The organism is Anaeromicrobium sp. (assembly GCF_025210435.1).
Taxonomy (GTDB): domain Bacteria; phylum Bacillota; class Clostridia; order Peptostreptococcales; family Thermotaleaceae; genus Anaeromicrobium.
This window is the reverse complement of sequence record NZ_JAOART010000069.1, coordinates 12,421-27,886: the sequence shown is the minus strand read 5'-3', so window position 1 is coordinate 27,886 and position 15,466 is coordinate 12,421. Positions and strand designations below refer to the sequence as shown.

Below are 15,466 nucleotides of genomic sequence, written 5' to 3'. Positions count from 1 at the left end.
AATCTTTGGAACCCTGGAACGTCACAACATCCTATGCTACTCCAACATGACACATGAACCTATATACGAAGATTCACACTTTCGCTTGTGACAAGGACTTGGGTGGAAAAGATTTTCAATATATTTTCCTGAAATAGGCCCACATAAAACAAGGTTTTTACCAAGAAATCTATATAAGAAAAACCTATAAAAATATAATATGTAAAGATGCCTTAAGTGGTGAATATTAGAAAATCTATGTTGACAAATACAATAAGTTAAACTATAATCAAGATAATTAAATAATGAAAACCTTCAGGGCAGGGTGAAATTCCCCACCGGCGGTTAAAGTCCGCGAACCAATAGGTTGACTTGGTGAAATTCCAAGACCGACAGTAAAGTCTGGATGAGAGAAGGAGAGTATTAGCTATAGTAGAATGGCTGTGTTTGTGCGATTTTGCATATTATTTACCCTGGAGAAATATTTCTTCAGGGTTTTTTAATACATATCTTTTAAGAAGGGGTTATTAATATTTAAATAACCAGGAACTTTCTAAATCTATAGTCTTAAAGCAATCAATTCTTTCTCTTGTCTGAGAACATTTTCCTGAAAATAAATAAATGAATATTAAAACTAGTAGTAGTGGAATATAATAAAAAAAACATCATATATAGAATAATATTTTTTTGTTTTCTTAAGAGGTGAAAATATGGATGAAAAATATATGAAAAGAGCTATTGAGCTGGCTAAAAAAGGAGAAGGATTAGTAAGTCCCAATCCCTTAGTAGGAGCAGTAATTGTAAAGGATGGAAAAGTCATAGGAGAAGGTTATCACAAATATTATGGTGGTAATCATGCTGAAATAGAAGCATTTAATTCAGCAAATGATAGTGTAGAAGGGGCTACTATGTATGTGACCCTAGAGCCGTGCTTTCATAAGGGCAAAACTCCTCCTTGTGTAAAGGAAATAATAAAAAGAAAAATAAAAAGGGTAGTTATTGGAATAAAGGATCCTAATCCCCTAGTGGCAGGTAAAAGCATTGAACTTTTAAAGGACGAAAAAATACAAGTTCAGGTGGGCCTTTGTAGTGAAGAAATAAAGATTTTAAATGAGGAGTTCATAAAATATATAACTACTAAAGAACCCTTTTGTATATTGAAAAGTGCCATGACCCTAGATGGTAAAATTGCTACTAAAACGGGTGACTCTAAATGGATAACTAATGAAAAGAGTAGAGAATATGTACACCAATTGAGAAATAGAGTAAGTGCTATTATGGTAGGTGTAGATACAATAATTAAAGATGATCCCATGTTAAATACTAGACTTACAGGAACAAGTGTAGATCCATTAAAGATAATAGTAGATACTAGGGGACGAATTCCTATAGAATCAAGAGTTGTAAATATGGATTCTGACAAGGGTGTCATATTGGCCACTACTAATTTAATAGATAAGGAAAAGGAAGAAGAGTTAAAAAATAGAGGAGTTAATTTAATTAAGACTCCCCTTAAAAATGATAGGGTAGATTTAAAGTACTTATTTAAAGAATTAGGGAACAGAGGAATTGATAGTCTATTGATAGAAGGTGGAGGAACCTTAAATGACAGTTTGCTTAGGGAAGATTTAATAGATAAAATAATATTTTTTATAGGTCCTAAGATTATAGGGGGGAAAGATAGTAAAAGTCCTGTAGAAGGAATGGGAGTATCTCTTATGAGGGATTCTATAGAAGTTAAGAATATAAAAGTTAAGTCTTTTGAAGATGATGTGGTCATAGAAGGTTATGTGAGGAGGCATGTGTAGTGTTTACAGGGCTAGTTGAGGAAATTGGTAGGGTGAAAAATATTAGTAAAGACAATAAGGGTGCCCATATAGTTATAAAGTCGGAAAAAATATTAGAAGATGTAAAGTTAGGAGATAGTATAAGCACCAATGGCGTATGTCTCACCGTAACTAGTTTTAGTAAATATGAATTTACTGCCTATGCCATGCCTGAAACTATGAATAAAACTAATTTATCCCTACTAAAATCTAATGATTTAGTGAATTTAGAAAGGGCTTTAAAATTAGGGGACAGGCTAGGTGGTCATATGGTGTCTGGTCACGTGGACGGCCTTGGAAAGATAATAAATATAAGAGATGATTCTAATGCTAGAATATTTGAAATAGAAGTGGAAAGTAATCTAACTAAATATATAGTAAATAAAGGTTCCATATGCGTAGATGGAATTAGTTTGACTGTAGTGGATACAAAGGAAAAAAGATTCTCTGTTTCCATAATTCCTCACACTAAAGAGGAAACAACTCTTTATACTAGGAAGATAGGACATAGGGTAAATATAGAATGCGATTTTTTAGGTAAGTATGTGGAAAAAGCTTTAAATCATGCTAATAAAAGTAATATAGATGAGAGTTTCTTAAGATTAAATGGATTTTGTTAATTGAGGAGTGAATATTATGTTTAATAAAATTGAAGAGGCCATAGAAGATATAAAATCAGGGAAAATAGTAATTGTAGTAGATGATGAAAATAGGGAAAATGAAGGGGATTTACTCATGTCAGCTAGTATGGCCACACCTGAGAGCATAAACTTTATGGCCAAATATGGAAGAGGACTCATATGTGTTCCCCTAGAGAAGAAAAGAGCAATTAAATTAGGTTTAGAAAAGATGGTATCTGATAATACGGATCCAAAGGAGACGGCCTTTACTGTATCCATAGACAGTAAGGATGCTACTACAGGTATATCAGCCTTTGAGAGGGCACATACCATATTAAAAATGGTAGATGAAACTTCTACAGAGAATGATTTTACTAAACCAGGACATATATTTCCACTAGTAGCTAAAGAAGGTGGCGTATTAAAAAGGGCAGGTCATACGGAAGCAGCAGTAGATTTGGCCAAGTTGTCAAACACTGGTGATACGGGAGTCATATGCGAAATTATGAATGAGGATGGAACCATGTCTAGAGTTCCTGAACTACTAGAATTTTCAAAGAAGCATAATTTAAAGATAATTACCATAGCGGATTTAATAGAATATAGAAGAAAAAAAGAGTGTTTAGTAGAAAAGATAGCAGAGGCTAATATGCCTACTAAATATGGAAATTTTAAAATTGCGGGATTTATAAACAAATTAAATGGAGAACATCATGTGGCCCTAGTAAAGGGAAATGTAGATGATGGAGAACCTGTGTTAGTAAGAGTTCATTCAGAGTGTTTAACGGGAGATGCCTTTGGATCATTAAGATGTGATTGTGGTGATCAATATGGTGCTGCCATGAAGAAAATAGAAGAAGAAGGAAGAGGAATACTTCTTTATATGAGACAAGAAGGAAGGGGAATAGGTCTTATAAATAAGATTAGGGCCTATGAATTACAAGATAGTGGAATGGATACTATAGAAGCTAATATTGCCCTAGGATTTGAAGAGGATTTAAGGGAGTATGGTATAGGTGCTCAAATATTAAAGGAATTAGGTGTTAAGAAGATTAAACTAATAACTAATAATCCTAAGAAAATATCGGGATTATCAGGATATGGATTAGATATAGTTGATAGGGTTTCTATTAAGACACACATTCATGATGAGAGTATTAATTATATAAATACTAAGAAGGAAAAAATGGGACACATGTTATAAATTTAAGGAGGAATATACTATGAAAATATATGAAGGAAATTTAATAGGTAAGGGTCAAAAGGTAGGAATTGCTGTGGCAAGGTTTAATGAATTTATAAACTCTAAATTATTAGATGGTTGTATAGATGGTCTTAAGAGACATGGTGTGGAGGAAGATGATATACATATTTCATGGGTACCTGGGGCCTTTGAGATTCCATTAGTGGCAAAGAAGATGGTAAAGAGTAAAAAATATGATAGTGTAATATGCCTAGGTACAGTTATAAGGGGAACTACAAGTCATTATGATTATGTTTGCAGCGAAGTATCTAAGGGAGTAGCTCAAGTATCTTTAGAAAGTGAGGTTCCTGTAATATTTGGAGTACTTACTACAGATAATATAGAACAAGCCATAGAAAGGGCTGGTACTAAAGCTGGAAATAAGGGATTCGAAGCAGCTTCATCGGCCATAGAAATGGCAAATTTACTAAAAGAAATTTAATAATCATTTAATCTAATTAAGGATAGTAACTAGTTACTATCCTTCTATTTTACTATGGAGATTTGATAAAAAAATAATAAAATGGTATAATTTGACTAAATATAGTATAAAAACAAATTTAATGAACTTTGAGAGGGAATATTATGTCGTACTTAGGCTACATATTTATAATTATATTAGAATGTATAAATGTAATTAATTTGTATGAAATTATTTCAAATAAGGATAAAGAATCAAATAATATAAAAAAGATAATTATATTAGTCTATTATTGCGTAATCGTAATATTTCTAGTTCCCCATGTGCCCTTAGCTTATAAGGCTATTATAATTAGCATAACTAATATGGCTGTATTTTCTAAACTATATAAAATGAAATTTGTAGATTCTATATTTCCTGTATTTTGTACTTTCATATTAATTATGGTGTGTGAAAGTACAAGTATGATTGTACTTAACATAACTAATAAAATATATTATGGAGATGTAATTGGACTTACAAATACAAAGGTATTAGTAGGGAATTTAAGTGGAATTATAGGCTTTATTTATATATATATTCTTAAGAAAAGAGATTTTAAATATATGTCAATAATTAAAAATTATAGGGAAAATTTCATACTTAATTATGGAGTCACTTCTGTAGTTAGCTTACTCTTATTAGGCATGACCCTTAAGGAATTTTTATATAATGATCAACAAATATATTTATTTGAAATTAGTATTAACATATTATTTCTAGTATTTGTAATAACTTCCATAATGATAGTGAAGGAAAGGGATAATTTAATAAGAATAGAACATGAATATGAACTTCAAAATCAACACATAGAGAACATAGAAAATGTAGTTGGAATAATAAGAAAAGAGAAACATGACTTTTCAAATCACATAAGTACGATACATGCCCTATGTCTATTAAATAAACCAGATGCTGTAGAAAAGATAAGGGAATATCTTGAAAATTTATCTGATGGATTAAGACATTCTTATCACTACTATGACTCGGGAAATGATTATGTGGATAGTTTATTGTTAGTTAAGAGTAGTAGGGCCTATGAGAGGTCAATAAATTTTGATGTGGAATTTGAGAGTTCTTTAGAGCATGTAAATATGGAAGGTCAAAATTTAATAAGTATATTTAGCAATATATTGGATAATTCCTTTGATGTGATGGAAAAATATGATAATGAACATAAAGTTATAGGGGTTTATACATATATGGAAGAAGATGCATATTGTGTATCAATAAGTAATAATGGCCCAACCATATCAGAAGGGTTAAAGGATAAAATATTCAAAAAAGGTTATTCTACTAAGGATGAAGAAATTGGTAGCAGAGGATATGGTTTATATATTGTGAAGGAATTAGTAGAGAACAGTAGTGGTTCCATAGAAGTTATAAGTAATGAGCATGAAACACAATTCAAGATGAAATTTCCAATACACAGGAAAAATAAACTACAAAGGGCCTATTGAATCACCTTTGTAGTTTTTTAATGTGCCTATAGATTTCTGGTGTATAAACCAGCTTTATGTGTGCCTATTTCAGGAAAATATATTGAAAATCTTTTCCACCCAAGTCCTTGTCACAAGCCAAAGTGTGAATCTTCGTAGATAGGTTCATGTGTCATGTTGGAGTAGCATAGGATGTTGTGACGTTCCAGGGTTCCAAAGATTTTCAATAATTTCCCTTATAGGCAAGTTACTGTATAAAGAAAGTTTAGTGTTGCGAAATCTATAAGGCTATCATAAAATAAGACAGTTTGATATACTGTTAATTGAAAAACTATTATTGGCAGGTGAATAGGATGGACAACTTATTAGAGAGGATAGTTGAAGATAATAGATCTTTAACCAAAGAAGGAAAGGTTGCAACTTATATTCCAGAGTTGGCAAAGGGGAATGGAAATGCTTTAGGAATTTGTGTCATGACAAAGGATAAAGAAATTTTCCAAGCAGGAGACTTTGAAACACAATTTACTATGCAAAGTATATCTAAGATAGTTAGTTTAATGTATGCCATAAAGTATACTGGAATGGATGAAGTATTTAAAAAAGTCAGTGTGGAACCTACAGCCTATGGATTCAATTCCATAGTTAATTTAGAAGTGAAAAATTATAATAAACCCTTAAACCCAATGATAAACGCAGGGGCTATAGCAGTGGCTTCCATGTTAAAGGGAGCTACTAGTGATGAAAAGTTTGAAAATGTTTTAAGTTTTATGAGGAAAATTTGCAATAACGAGGAAATTAAATTAAATGAAAAGGTATATTTATCAGAAAAAAGAACTGGACATAGAAATAGGTCCTTGGCTCACTTCATGAAAAGTACCAAGGTGCTAGAAGGCCATGTGGAAGACATATTAGATGTATATTTCAAACTATGTTCTGTTGAAGTTACTTGTAAGGATATAGCTAGCATAGGAGCCATGTTAGCCTTAGATGGACTTTTATGGCACAATGATGAAAGGATAATTGAGCCTCATATAGCTAAAATGGTAAAGGCCATAATGATGACCTGTGGCATGTATGATGCATCTGGAGAGTATGCTGTGAAAGTAGGAATACCATCTAAAAGTGGTGTGGGTGGCGGAATTTTAGCTACTGTACCTAATAAAATGGGTATAGGTGTAGTTGGTCCTGCCCTAGATGAAAAGGGAAATAGTATAGCAGGAATTGAAGTATTAGATCAGTTGAGTAAAGAATTGAATTTAAGCATATTTTAATTAATATATAAGAGTTTAAGTATTGGGAATAACTTAAACTCTTAATTTTTCGCCCTATTTTTTAGAAAATTTTTTCAAAAGTGGAGCCATTGTATCCATGTGAAAAAAGGGATTTTTGTATATTAGCCTTTTTAATAGGGGCTTATCTAATGTACTTATTAAAAGGTCCAAATCCTTATTATCCATATTATCTATGGCTTTTCTATAATAATTCATATTTTTTATGTATTTCATTTGAGGCTCCATTTCTTCTTTGTAATCTAAATTATTACCTATATGCTGAGCTGCTGCATATCCGCTATGAATGGCAGCCATAGTGCCAAAGCCTAGGAAATTATCACAAAATCCAGATGAATTACCTATGAAAATCATATTTTCATGGATTAAATCACTCATAAATCCCGTATTTTGATATAGGTCAAAGGTACTAACTAAAATGCCATTTAAAGGGATTGCATCTAAGAATTTCTTCCAATAAAAATCCAATTCTTCATGGGATATATTATCTACTATTAACATGACAAAACATTCTTTGTCATTATTTGGTATAAGATAAACAAAACCATTTTTACAAAAGTCCTTATCAAACCACATCTTTATAAGGTCCGTTCTACAATTTCCTACCACTTTACCAATTCTTGTGTAGGCAGAAAAAGTATTAGTCCATAGGTTGTATTTTTTAGGAATTTTACTTGTTCCTGTAGCCACAACTATATAATCATACTCATCTTTTATATGGTCCATTTCCATGTAAGAATTATAGTCAATGGGAGTTTTTAATTGGCATATAATCTGCTGTTCTAATGTGTTTTTATGAAATCTTCCCCTTGGAAATATATAGCCTAGATTTCCACATATCTGGAAGGAAGAGTTTTGTGAATACATTTCTATAGTATGTAATTCATTTAAAGGCTTAAGTTTTAAATCCATGCTTTTTTTTACATGTTTTATTAAATCCTTTCTAAACAAATTTTGTAATTTTAGAGTACATATGGAATACTCTAGATAATTATGTTTTAAATTCTTTTCAAATATATTAAAATCTATTTTTAAATTTTCGAGGGCATGGGCACAAGATAAACCTGCAAGTCCAGCTCCTATAATGGCAACTTTCATATTTACTCTACCTTTCATTTAAAAAATTAAACTTATATTTAAGTTTTACTATTATAAGAATAATATTTGAATAAGAAACAAAAAATATTTAAAGAAATACATATTGAGAGGAGAAAATTATGGATTATGCATATAAAAATGCTAAAAATCAAATAATCATGTATATTTTTTTAGAGGAAAGCAGAAAAAAAGAAGAACTTTTAATAAATAAAATCCAATTATATTTATCTTTCATAAAAGATAAAGATCTAAAAAATTATTTAAAGAAAATGATAAAATCCTCAAGGAAACATATGGACCTTTGTACAGAAATGATGATTAAATTAAATTTACAATAATAGGTGATAATATGAAAAATGAACATATATTAAAGGATTTGTTTGGAAGTAAAAAGGAAAGTCAAAGGATGTATAATGAATTTATGATTAAAAGTAGAAATCCAGAATTAAGAAAATTATTTTTAGATTTAAGGGATGATGAAATGAGATATATATCAGAATTACAACAAAAAATTGAAAAATTCCAGACTAAACCTAATATATTATCTCATATTTTTTCAACTAGATTAGATAATTAAGAGGGAATGTATATGTCATGGATAATACTATTTGTAATAAGTTGGATAATGTTTTTTCTAGTAGTAGATTTTAAAAGCCTAAAATATACCATATGGACAGGTATATTAACGGCTTTCATGGAGTTCTTAGTAGATATGCTTTTTATAGGTCATAATTTATATAAAACCGTAAATCACCTATTTGAAATAAGGGGAGTTCCTATTTTGTTCACCTTTAGTGTTCCTTTAGTCATGGGCGTGTTAAGCTCCCAATACTATCCTAGAAAAAAATCATATAGGATTTTAAATGTATTTGTACTAAGTATATTATTTTATTGTGTAGAATACGCCCTTTTATTAAGGGGAGATTTAATATATATAAATTGGACTTGGGCAGAAAGTTTGACAATAGATATACTAACTATAATAACCATAAGTTGGTTTAATTTAGTAGTATTAGACAAATGGAGAGAAAGCTTATGAGTACGATCACTTACACTTTGAGTTTGACATTTATTGGAAGTTTGACTTTGGTTTGGCTTATTATATGTAAAAGGAATTGAGGATGATATGAAGGTAGCCATTGTAGGAGGGGGCGTTGCAGGTCTTTCCTGTGCCCACCAACTAGAAAAATATAACATATCCTATACCATATTTGAAAGAAATAATTATATTGGAGAGGGCATACCCCATGTGGCGGCATTTTTAAATATATTAGATAGAACCAAGGGAGACCCTATTAAGTATTTCAGAAAAAATTATAAAATAAAAATAAAGGAATTGAGTCCACTAAATAAAATTGTCCATCATTCTCCCAATGAAACTACAATATTAAAAAAGTCCAAAATGGGATATTTAGTGTATCGGGGAAATCATGAAAATTCCCTTAAAAATCAGATCTTTAATCAATTAAAAAATCCTAATATAATTTTTAGTACCATGGGAAATATGGATGAATTATCTAAAGAATATGACCATGTGATTTGGGCAACGGGAAATCATTATGGAGCATGGGAAAAGGGATGTTGGCAAAATTGGGTAAAGACCATAGTAAAGGGAGCCGTTATAAGGGGTAATTTTACTATGGATACATTAATAGTGTGGATAAATAAGGATTATTGTAAACAAGGTTATGCTTACTTAACTCCAATAGATAAGAAAACAGCCACATTGCTATTAATAGTAACAGACATAAAAGAGAAAGAAATGGATATGTATTGGACACGATTTCTAGAAACTGAAAATATAAGAAATAAAATATTACAGTCCTTCATGTTAGAACATATGGCTGGATATTGTTATCCTAGAAAAATAAACAATATATATTTTGTAGGAAATGCAGCAGGAGGAATAGATCCATTTTTAGGATTTGGTCAACTAAATAGTATAACTCAAGGAGTTATGGCAGCTAGATCAATTGCCAAAAATAAGAGTTATGATAAATTGATTGATGATTTAGTAAAAAGAAATTTATGGATGCATGAGTTTAGAAAGAAATATAATAAAATGACAAATAAAGATTATGATAAGTTAATTAAAGCCATAGGAACTCCAGGTATAAAACATGCCATGTATTATACAAATATGGATGTAGTAAAATGGGGAGGAACTTCCTTTAGTATTTTTGATAAAATAAAAAATAAAATTCTTTAGGCATATGAAAAAAATAAACTAGTCAATTTCCTGAGGAATTTGGATCATTTTCAAGGCATGGTGAGCGAGCATATTGAACATATGTAAGCGATTCCATAACGAAGAAAATAATTCAAATAACCAGTGAAATGACTAATTTGTTTTTTTATTTTTGTAGAATTTATTTTTTATAGATACACATAAAAGGATAAATATAGGAATTATATATCCCATAGAAATGGATAAGAGAGGGAAGGTATAGTGTAGATATAAAATTAAAGACCCATCCCTTTTGATGGTTGTCATAGCCATGGAAATTAGTAATAGGAATATGGGAAACAATAATGAATTGTGATTTCTAATTTTAAATATTTCATAAACACAAGACCAAAACCCATAGATAAGAAGGGATATTTTTATAAATATACCCATTATCCATACACTTATGAATAAAACATCTAAATGGGCAAGGGATTTGCCAAAGCTAGCATACCTAACAAAGTTGTAAGCAGGATACATTAAATTTCTTGTTATACTACCAAATACAGCTATTATCAATATACCCACACTAAAGGATAATCCTATGGCTAATACGGATGAAAAAAGTATTTTTTTTATGTGTTTTCTTTCCTTAATAAATTTTGATAGTTGTATTACTATGACTAGTTCTGCCAACCAACCATTTAGCAAAATTGTTCCCTTAAATACAGGATAAAAACCATTGTCTAATAGGGGAAGGTAGTTAGAAAAGTTTAGATTTTTAAGGTTACCAATTAATATGAGACCTATGGCTATTGTGCCAATAGGAAGTAATAATTCATTTAATCTACAGACTATTTCTAATCCCTTTGTTAGGGCTAAAATACTTATACTGACCCCAATGATATAAAATATTATAAAAGGTGTAACTTGATTGGTAGTGTCCTTTAAAAATTGACCAAATTCTCCTAATACTAACCTTGCCATTTCAAAAAAATAATACATAAAAAGAAAATTCAAAAGGGAGCCAAAAAATTTACCAAATACTTCATTATTTATTTCCATAAGGGACATATATGGATATATATCAGTTATTAATATGTATATATACATGATAAATATTCCACATATGGTAGCCATTAAAACACTTAACCACCCATCTATACTTGCTTCCTGAGCTATGGAAGCGGGCAAAACAATGCCTGCCGTAGATAATATGTAAGTAAGGAGTACTAAGGCCGTTTGAAAGGAGGAAATATTATGCTCCTCAATTGATGTACTTGTATTAAATCTCATTATAATTCTCCTTTTATAAATATTAAGAGTATGTGAAGGATAGTTTTTGTAAAAAAATTGTTTAATATACTCATTTATATAGATTTATAAACTAGCTTTATGTGAGCCTATTTCAGATTGGTAAAAAAGAATAGTTTATAGGAATTTTAGGAAAACTAAAAAAAACTATTATGAGGAAGATGGGTCATGTTTTTTAATAGAAAGAGAAATAAGAAAAAGGAAGAAGTAGAGTATCTAAGCAAAAATATAGATAAAAATATTAACAGGTTAAAAGAAAAATTTAAAGATTGTTCTGATCTAGTTACTAGGGAGTTTAAATTGAGTAAAACCCATACTAGAATATTTATATTTTATATTGATGGCATAGTAGATAAACAAGTTTTGCAGGATAATGTACTTAGTAATATTTTAATAAACATAAGAGACTGTCATGATCCTGTAAAGATAAAAGAAAAGTGTTTGATAGATACAATCAAGGACTATGATTTACCCCTAGGAGAAATAGGGGAAGTAGAGACTATAGAAGATTGTGTTAAAAAAATAGTAGAGGGAAATACTATTTTATTTATTGATAGTACAGATTTGGCACTGTGTTTGTCCACTATAAAACCTCCTGGAAGAACTATAACACAGCCGGTAACAGAATCTAACATAAGGGGACCCTTTGAAGGTTTTACGGAAAATTTAAGGGCCAATACATCCCTAATAAGAAAAAGGTTAAAAAGTAATAATTTAAAGATGGAAAATATTAATGCAGGTAAAATAAGTAGGACTAATATTACTATATGCTATTTAAAACATATAGTAGATGATAATCTAGTGAAAGAAGTAAAAAAAAGATTAGATAAGATAGAAATAGATACAATAATAGATAGCGGATATATAGAGCATTTGATTGAGGATTCTCCCTTATCTGTATTTCCACAAATGGTCCATACAGAAAGGCCAGATACATGCACTGCTGCTTTAAGTGAAGGGCGAGTAGTCTTATTAGTAGATGGGTCTCCCTTTGCATTAATAGTTCCTGGTGTATTCATAGATTTTTTAACAGCACCGGAGGATTATTATTCAAAATTTTATATAGCTACCTTTGTGAGAATGTTAAGATATACGGCTTTATTTACATCCTTAATCACACCAGGGTTTTACATAGCTTTGAGTACCTTTCATAGGGCTATGATACCTACCACATTACTAATTAGAATATCGGCAGCCCATGCAGAAGTACCTTTTTCAGCAACTATTGAAGTATTATTAATGGAAATGACCTTTGAATTACTAAGGGAGGCAGGCCTTAGATTGCAAAAACCCATTGGTTCAGCTGTAAGTATAGTGGGAGCATTAGTTATTGGACAGGGAGCAGTAAAGGCTGGATTAGTATCTCAAGAAATAGTTATTATTGTGGCATTAACTGGAATTTCATCCTTTGCCATACCCGTATACTCCATGGAAATTTCCATAAGACTTTTGAGATTTGCATTAATAATATTGTCATCCATGTTGGGAATTTTAGGATTAGTAACAGGTTTAATGATTATATTTATACATTTAGTGTCCCTAAGGTCCTTTGGAGTACCCTATTTATCTCCCCTTGCTCCTATGAATATAAGGGATTGGCAAGATGTATTTTATAAGGTACCCATATGGGCCAATAAAAAAAGGCCAACCTTCATAAATCCTAAATCTAAAAGAAAACAAAAGGGAAATAATATGCCTAAAAAAACTAATAACTCTATAAATAAAGTATAGGTGAGAAATTTGAAAAAGATAGGAATAATTCTTATAATGAGCTTGTTAATGACAGGTTGCTGGGGAAAAACTGAATTAAAGGAAGTGGGTATAGTTACAGCCATGGGAGTGGATTTAGAAGATGATGGGCAAATAACCATGAGTGTACTTATGGTTATACCCTTAGGAAGTGAAGTGCAGCAATCAACTACATGGTATGGTAAAGCAAAGGGAAAAACTTTAATGGATGCTAGTAAGAACATAAGAAAATATTCTAGCAAAAAACCAGAATGGTATCACAGTAAATTAGTAATAATAGGAGAAAAATTGGCTAGAAAGGATATGTACAAGGTTATAGATTATCTTTCTAGAAATCAACAAATAAGATATTCAAATAATATAATAGTATGTGAAGGAAGGGCAGATGAAGCTTTATCATCACCTTCTGACTTAGAGACTAGTCTATCCTCTGAAATTAGTGGTTTGATTGAAAATACATCAGATTATACTAAAGCTTATGTGGAAAAATTAAAGGATTTTTTACAGAGTATGGATAGTAAAACATTAGGAAGTGTGTGTGGAAGACTCACATATTCTAGGGACAGGGAGATTACATTTTCGTCTAATAGGGAAACCATAATGAAATTGAATACAGAGAAAGATTACAAGTTTATAGCTTTAGAAGGAGCTTCCGTTTTTAAGGGAATGAAACTGGCAGGGTTTTTAAATGACTTAGAAACTAGTGGTTTTTTGTTCATTACAGGAAAAGCTAAGTCAGGAGGAATTCCTGCAAAAATAAATGAAGATCAGTATGTATTCTTAGACCATGAAAAACCAGATAGCAAAATTGAAATTAATATGGATGAAAATAAGATAGGGGCAAACATAAAGGTAGAATTAGATACATTAATAGTTGAGACCACAGAAGAATTAAGATTAAATGATAAAGAACTCATAAAAAAAATAGAAGAGATGGCGGCTAAAGAAGTAGAAAATCGAATGAAAGCCTCTGTTAAAAAGGCAAAGGAATTGAACTCGGACATATTTGGAATAGGTGAAGAAATTCATAAAAAATATCCAAAAGTATGGAAAGAAATAAAAGATGATTGGCACAAAATATTTAAGGAAATTCCCATAAAATATGAAGTTAAAGTGAATATAAAGGGCTTTAACCTAATAGGAGATAGGATTAAGCAGGTGAAGTAAAATATGTTATACATAGTAATGTCAATATTTCTTATGAGCATAATAATATATACCATTTATTGTAGAAAAAATAAACTTATGAGAGAGATGATTATAGGAAATACTTTCATTTTAATCAGTACAATATACTCCTACTTTTATATGATAGGAAAACCTCTACCTGGACCTACAGAAGGTATGAATATGGTTTTTGCTAAAATAGTAAATGCCATATATGGAGTAACCCTATAAAATCAAGAGTAATGGACATGATAAATCTATACTCATATAATTATAAAAAAATAATAAATATAAAGAGAAGAATAAAAAAGGAGTAATGACCATGTATAAAAAAATATTCTACTCTTTAATGTTTATAATAATAATGATTTCATTAATACAAATTAACAATATCATGTTGAATAAAGTGTTTATAGAAACTTTTTTTGATGTGGAAAATAGTAGAGAAATAATATTAAATGGACCAAAGGATAAAAAAGTAGTGGCCCTCACCTTTGATGATGGTCCTCACCCAAGATATACCCCTAAAATATTAGATTTGTTAGAAAAATATCATGCTAAAGCTACTTTTTTTGTAATAGGAAAACATGTGAAGTTATATCCTGAAGTGGTGAAAAGACAGGTCCTTTCAGGTCATGAAGTGGGAAATCATACTTTTTCACATATTAATATAAGAACTAATTCTTCTAATAAAATATGGAAAGAGTTTCAAGACACCCAAGATATAATATATAAGGTGACAGGAAAAAAAGCTACACTTTTTAGACCTCCCTTTGGCTTTTATAATAATATGATTAAAAATATGGCATCTCAGGCTGGGTGTAGTGTTGTTTTATGGTCTACCCATCAAGATTCAAAGGATTGGAGTAGTCCTGGAGTAGATAAAATAGTAAACACTGTATTGAATAAAACTAAAAATGGAGATATTATATTATTACATGATTACGTGGAAGGAAAGTGCCACACCATAGAAGCTTTAGAGATTATATTGCCAGAATTAAAGAAAAAAGGTTTTGAGTTTTTAACGGTTTCAGAATTACTAAATCTACAAGAGGAATAAATATAAAAAATTTAAAAGGATAATTCTATTAATTGTAGAATAATATAGTATTTAG

General features: G+C 30.4%; 16 protein-coding genes and 1 riboswitch. Of the genes, 14 read left to right on the top strand and 2 right to left on the bottom strand.

Annotated elements, in window-relative coordinates:
* Nucleotides 1-286 precede the first annotated feature (286 nt).
* Nucleotides 287-401, top strand: a riboswitch (FMN riboswitch).
* A gap of 288 nt (nt 402-689) precedes the next feature.
* The 6 genes from ribD (at nt 690) to glsA (ending at nt 6,838) form a co-directional block, all read left to right on the top strand.
* Nucleotides 690-1,787 carry a bifunctional diaminohydroxyphosphoribosylaminopyrimidine deaminase/5-amino-6-(5-phosphoribosylamino)uracil reductase RibD gene (gene ribD / locus N4A57_RS08520; protein ID WP_293657537.1) on the top strand — a complete coding sequence of 366 codons (1,098 nt, stop codon included), beginning with the start codon at nt 690-692 and terminating at the stop codon, nt 1,785-1,787.
* The gene (locus N4A57_RS08515; RefSeq protein ID WP_293657536.1) at nt 1,787-2,425 is read left to right on the top strand and encodes a riboflavin synthase; all 639 of its coding nucleotides are present in this window, start codon (nt 1,787-1,789) and stop codon (nt 2,423-2,425) included. Before ribD ends, N4A57_RS08515 begins: the two co-directional genes overlap by 1 nt.
* Nucleotides 2,426-2,441: 16 nt before the next feature.
* On the top strand, nt 2,442-3,629 hold the full coding sequence (locus tag N4A57_RS08510; protein WP_293657535.1) for a bifunctional 3,4-dihydroxy-2-butanone-4-phosphate synthase/GTP cyclohydrolase II: 1,188 nt from the start codon (nt 2,442-2,444) through the stop codon (nt 3,627-3,629).
* A gap of 19 nt (nt 3,630-3,648) precedes the next feature.
* Nucleotides 3,649-4,110: a 6,7-dimethyl-8-ribityllumazine synthase gene (gene ribH, locus N4A57_RS08505; RefSeq protein WP_293657534.1), complete on the top strand. Its 462-nt coding sequence runs from the start codon at nt 3,649-3,651 to the stop codon at nt 4,108-4,110.
* Nucleotides 4,111-4,253: 143 nt separating this feature from the next.
* The gene (locus tag N4A57_RS08500) at nt 4,254-5,588 is read left to right on the top strand and encodes a sensor histidine kinase (protein WP_293657533.1); all 1,335 of its coding nucleotides are present in this window, start codon (nt 4,254-4,256) and stop codon (nt 5,586-5,588) included.
* Between the two features lie 332 nt (nt 5,589-5,920).
* Nucleotides 5,921-6,838, top strand: a complete 918-nt coding sequence (glsA, locus tag N4A57_RS08495; RefSeq protein ID WP_293657532.1) for a glutaminase A — start codon at nt 5,921-5,923, stop codon at nt 6,836-6,838.
* Between the two features lie 54 nt (nt 6,839-6,892).
* Here the strand turns inward: glsA and N4A57_RS08490 are convergent, their stop codons facing one another.
* Nucleotides 6,893-7,954 (bottom strand): FAD-dependent oxidoreductase, encoded by a 1,062-nt coding sequence (locus N4A57_RS08490; protein WP_293657531.1) that lies wholly within the window; start codon nt 7,952-7,954, stop codon nt 6,893-6,895.
* Between the two features lie 119 nt (nt 7,955-8,073).
* On the opposite strand from N4A57_RS08490, the gene N4A57_RS08485 reads away from it, so the two are divergent.
* The 4 genes from N4A57_RS08485 to N4A57_RS08470 all read left to right on the top strand — a co-directional run bounded on the left by N4A57_RS08485 (nt 8,074) and on the right by N4A57_RS08470 (nt 10,163).
* Entirely contained in the window at nt 8,074-8,292 is a 219-nt protein-coding gene (locus N4A57_RS08485; RefSeq protein WP_293657530.1) for a hypothetical protein, read from the top strand.
* A gap of 11 nt (nt 8,293-8,303) precedes the next feature.
* The gene (locus tag N4A57_RS08480; protein WP_293657529.1) at nt 8,304-8,531 is read left to right on the top strand and encodes a hypothetical protein; all 228 of its coding nucleotides are present in this window, start codon (nt 8,304-8,306) and stop codon (nt 8,529-8,531) included.
* 12 nt (nt 8,532-8,543) lie between these two features.
* A complete protein-coding gene (locus tag N4A57_RS08475) occupies nt 8,544-8,993 on the top strand; it encodes a hypothetical protein (protein ID WP_293657528.1) in 450 nt (149 codons plus the stop codon).
* 87 nt (nt 8,994-9,080) lie between these two features.
* Entirely contained in the window at nt 9,081-10,163 is a 1,083-nt protein-coding gene (locus N4A57_RS08470) for an NAD(P)/FAD-dependent oxidoreductase (protein ID WP_293657527.1), read from the top strand.
* A 132-nt stretch (nt 10,164-10,295) separates the two neighbouring features.
* Here the strand turns inward: N4A57_RS08470 and N4A57_RS08465 are convergent, their stop codons facing one another.
* Nucleotides 10,296-11,417: a GerAB/ArcD/ProY family transporter gene (locus N4A57_RS08465; RefSeq protein WP_293657526.1), complete on the bottom strand. Its 1,122-nt coding sequence runs from the start codon at nt 11,415-11,417 to the stop codon at nt 10,296-10,298.
* Nucleotides 11,418-11,603: 186 nt separating this feature from the next.
* Between N4A57_RS08465 and N4A57_RS08460 the strand changes: the two genes are divergently transcribed.
* The 4 genes from N4A57_RS08460 to N4A57_RS08445 all read left to right on the top strand — a co-directional run bounded on the left by N4A57_RS08460 (nt 11,604) and on the right by N4A57_RS08445 (nt 15,411).
* Nucleotides 11,604-13,166: a spore germination protein gene (locus N4A57_RS08460; RefSeq protein WP_293657525.1), complete on the top strand. Its 1,563-nt coding sequence runs from the start codon at nt 11,604-11,606 to the stop codon at nt 13,164-13,166.
* A gap of 9 nt (nt 13,167-13,175) precedes the next feature.
* Nucleotides 13,176-14,351, top strand: a complete 1,176-nt coding sequence (locus N4A57_RS08455; RefSeq protein WP_293657524.1) for a Ger(x)C family spore germination protein — start codon at nt 13,176-13,178, stop codon at nt 14,349-14,351.
* A 3-nt stretch (nt 14,352-14,354) separates the two neighbouring features.
* Nucleotides 14,355-14,582 (top strand): hypothetical protein, encoded by a 228-nt coding sequence (locus N4A57_RS08450; RefSeq protein ID WP_293657523.1) that lies wholly within the window; start codon nt 14,355-14,357, stop codon nt 14,580-14,582.
* A gap of 91 nt (nt 14,583-14,673) precedes the next feature.
* Nucleotides 14,674-15,411 carry a polysaccharide deacetylase family protein gene (locus tag N4A57_RS08445; RefSeq protein ID WP_293657522.1) on the top strand — a complete coding sequence of 246 codons (738 nt, stop codon included), beginning with the start codon at nt 14,674-14,676 and terminating at the stop codon, nt 15,409-15,411.
* Nucleotides 15,412-15,466: the final 55 nt, after the last annotated feature.

What these genes read in the sequence shown, in the direction of transcription:
- N4A57_RS08470 (WP_293657527.1), top strand. Translation starts at nt 9,081, where the DNA reads ATGAAGGTAGCCATTGTAGGAGGGGGCGTTGCAGGTCTTTCCTGTGCC.
- ribH (WP_293657534.1), top strand. Translation starts at nt 3,649, where the DNA reads ATGAAAATATATGAAGGAAATTTAATAGGTAAGGGTCAAAAGGTAGGA.
- N4A57_RS08490 (WP_293657531.1), bottom strand. Translation starts at nt 7,954, where the DNA reads ATGAAAGTTGCCATTATAGGAGCTGGACTTGCAGGTTTATCTTGTGCC.
- N4A57_RS08500 (WP_293657533.1), top strand. Translation starts at nt 4,254, where the DNA reads ATGTCGTACTTAGGCTACATATTTATAATTATATTAGAATGTATAAAT.
- N4A57_RS08485 (WP_293657530.1), top strand. Translation starts at nt 8,074, where the DNA reads ATGGATTATGCATATAAAAATGCTAAAAATCAAATAATCATGTATATT.
- N4A57_RS08510 (WP_293657535.1), top strand. Translation starts at nt 2,442, where the DNA reads ATGTTTAATAAAATTGAAGAGGCCATAGAAGATATAAAATCAGGGAAA.
- N4A57_RS08480 (WP_293657529.1), top strand. Translation starts at nt 8,304, where the DNA reads ATGAAAAATGAACATATATTAAAGGATTTGTTTGGAAGTAAAAAGGAA.
- ribD (WP_293657537.1), top strand. Translation starts at nt 690, where the DNA reads ATGGATGAAAAATATATGAAAAGAGCTATTGAGCTGGCTAAAAAAGGA.
- N4A57_RS08475 (WP_293657528.1), top strand. Translation starts at nt 8,544, where the DNA reads ATGTCATGGATAATACTATTTGTAATAAGTTGGATAATGTTTTTTCTA.
- N4A57_RS08445 (WP_293657522.1), top strand. Translation starts at nt 14,674, where the DNA reads ATGTATAAAAAAATATTCTACTCTTTAATGTTTATAATAATAATGATT.
- glsA (WP_293657532.1), top strand. Translation starts at nt 5,921, where the DNA reads ATGGACAACTTATTAGAGAGGATAGTTGAAGATAATAGATCTTTAACC.
- N4A57_RS08450 (WP_293657523.1), top strand. Translation starts at nt 14,355, where the DNA reads ATGTTATACATAGTAATGTCAATATTTCTTATGAGCATAATAATATAT.
- N4A57_RS08465 (WP_293657526.1), bottom strand. Translation starts at nt 11,417, where the DNA reads ATGAGATTTAATACAAGTACATCAATTGAGGAGCATAATATTTCCTCC.
- N4A57_RS08460 (WP_293657525.1), top strand. Translation starts at nt 11,604, where the DNA reads ATGTTTTTTAATAGAAAGAGAAATAAGAAAAAGGAAGAAGTAGAGTAT.